Source organism: Enorma sp. (assembly GCF_982429025.1).
Genome location: NZ_CEWCAA010000088.1, coordinates 1 through 2,475 on the forward strand (window position 1 = coordinate 1; position 2,475 = coordinate 2,475).

The following is a 2,475-nucleotide window of genomic DNA, read 5'->3' on the forward strand; positions in this document are numbered from 1 at the left end:
CGCGTTGCTCAGAAACCGGTGCTCATTCGGACCATTTCATATTGCACATCAACAGCCGCCGCAGGCACCCGCTGCCACCGCAGGCTCCCCCGCCACCAAGGGCATCTCGCCACCGCAGGCTCCCCCGCCACCGCAGGCATCCGCCGTCACCATATGCCCGATTGCCCCCGCCGCCAAAAAACTCTCGCCAAAGGATCGAATTTCTCTCGCCCCACGCAGTAGCCCGATAGGAAGCAACCCTTGTAGCTGGGCTTTCTTCCGGCAAACAGACGCTTGTACCCGGCGGGCCCAATAAAAATCGATCCTTTGGCGGGAGTTTTGCTTCGATGACGCGAAATTCTAAGGTTTCGGTCCCGCCCAACCGGTTGAATCCGCGGCAGCCACGCCAACAAGCAGGCGACGCCTCGATTGCGGAAATCAGCTACTCGATTACCACGCGCCCGCGCTCGCGACGGAGCGTCCGCAACATGTGCCGCGGCACGGCGTGTAGATAGCACGGCCCGATAACGGTGCCCGCCGCGCGCTTGGCTTCGTCGCTGCCGTTCGCAGTGGCATAAGCATGTTCAAATCTCTCGAGCATCACCAAATCGTTGCCGCCGTCACCGTATACGGCTACTTCGCTTTCGGCGTAGCCAAGATGCTCGGCGAGCCACGCGACGCTCGCGCCCTTGTTGACCCCGACCCGTGTGATTTCGAACATCACAGGGTTGAAGGGTGCATTAACCAGCGTATCGCTATGCTCGGCAAGATATGCTTTGAGCTCGCGTTCGAGCCCGTCGTCCGAAACACGGCAGTTGACCTTACATATCTCGTGCGCGAGCACCTCGCCCATCGACTGGGAGAAACGGCGCTCCCCTCCGCCGCCGCGACGCTGACGCATGCCACGCATCACGATGCGTCGCACCAAACCGTCACGGCGGAATCCCGCCTCATGGTCCTCGCGGGTGCCCGTGATATAAGAACCCTCTGGCGCCACGCAGTCGAAGCACACATGGGGAAATGAGCGCATGAGGTCTTCGAGCTCCGCCGGATCAAGCGGGAACGTCTTGATAATCTCCCCCGCACCATCGCGAATGATGGAGCCGTTTGACCCCACGGCTTCAATCGGCACATCCTCGAAACCAAGGTCCCGGGCAGATATGACCGTGCGCCCCGTCGCGAGCACCAGATGCGCTCCGGTTGCCACGATGGCCCGCGCAGCGTCGAGGATGGTTCGGTCGACGTTGTGAAACGCGTTGAAAAGTGTGCCGTCGAGGTCGCTCGCGAAGAGCTTGATCATGGGTCCTCCTGGTTCAGCCACGTCGAGGGTGATACATGATACCGTCGCTATCACGTCGACCGAGCGCGCGAAGCCCCGGCCCGCATGGCAGGCGGACGGTGCCGGCAGCCAAACCGCTGCGACACACATACGCCATTCTCGCACGAATCGCTGAACAAGATGATGAACGTTTAATAAGGCTTGGCGGACATTTTGGCAACCGGCGCCTTTTCGTTCCCGGCACCTCGACCCTTATCTATCCCAGCGCGACATCCAGGACCATCATGACCACGAAGCCTACGATCACGCCGAGCGTGCCAACGTTGGAATGCTCGCCCAGATGCGCCTCGGGAATGAGCTCCTCGACCACCACGTATATCATCGCGCCCGCGGCAAAGGCGAGAAGCCACGGCATGAAGGGGCTGATCCACCCCGCCGCCAAGACCACGAGGATGCCGAATACGGGTTCGACGATGCCGGAAAGGCTCCCCATGGCGAACGCCTTCGCGCGGCTCATGCCCTCACGACGCAACGGCAGCGAAATGGCAGCGCCCTCGGGAAAGTTCTGCAGGCCTATGCCCAGCGCCAGCGCGAAGGCCATGCCCAGATACGCCTCTCCTGCTACCCCCTGCGCCTGCGAAGCCATGGCAAACAGCAGGCCAACGCTCATCCCTTCGGGGATGTTGTGGAGTGTCACAGCGGAAACCAAAAGCGTCGTGCGCTTCCAGCTGGTTTGGATACCCTCGGGCTCATCGCTTTCCGCATGCAAATGCGGCAAGAGCGAATCGAGCGCCATAAGGAAAGCAACTCCCAAGAGAAAACCGCCCGCGGCTGGAATCCAGCCGATCTGCCCCATCTCCTCCGCTTGCTCGATGGCGGGGTTCAAAAGCGACCATACGCTGGCGGCAATCATCACGCCCGCGGCGAACCCGAGGAAGATGTGATGGGTGAGCTTGCCTTTCTCGGGGTCCTTGCCAGTGAAAAACACCACGGCCGAGCCCGCAGTGGTCATGAGCCATGTGAAACCGCAGCCAAACGCGGCCCAAGATAGCGCCTGCAACGTCGAAGCATCAAACATATTCGGTCCTTTCGTCTTCACTCATCCTACCCGGTTTACACGAAAGAACCTATTCGGACCCGCGGCGCTCCACAAGAATCCGCCAGGAAAATGCTGATTGATGGACACCGGGGACATCCCGCCCATCGAGATCTCAACT

The 2,475-nt window shown here is 60.8% G+C and carries 2 protein-coding genes; both read right to left on the reverse strand.

Annotation, left to right across the window (positions count from 1 at the left end; genetic code table 11):
• Positions 1-421: 421 nt before the first annotated feature.
• Positions 422-1,279: an HAD family hydrolase gene (locus tag AC1VS5_RS09530; RefSeq protein ID WP_481218468.1), complete on the reverse strand. Its 858-nt coding sequence runs from the start codon at positions 1,277-1,279 to the stop codon at positions 422-424.
• A gap of 235 nt (positions 1,280-1,514) precedes the next feature.
• Entirely contained in the window at positions 1,515-2,336 is an 822-nt protein-coding gene (locus tag AC1VS5_RS09535; RefSeq protein ID WP_329739343.1) for a ZIP family metal transporter, read from the reverse strand.
• Positions 2,337-2,475: the final 139 nt, after the last annotated feature.

Bases quoted from the DNA above. Each gene is read 5' to 3' on its own strand.
- AC1VS5_RS09530 (WP_481218468.1), bottom strand. From the start codon at position 1,279: ATGATCAAGCTCTTCGCGAGCGACCTCGACGGCACACTTTTCAACGCG.
- AC1VS5_RS09535 (WP_329739343.1), bottom strand. From the start codon at position 2,336: ATGTTTGATGCTTCGACGTTGCAGGCGCTATCTTGGGCCGCGTTTGGC.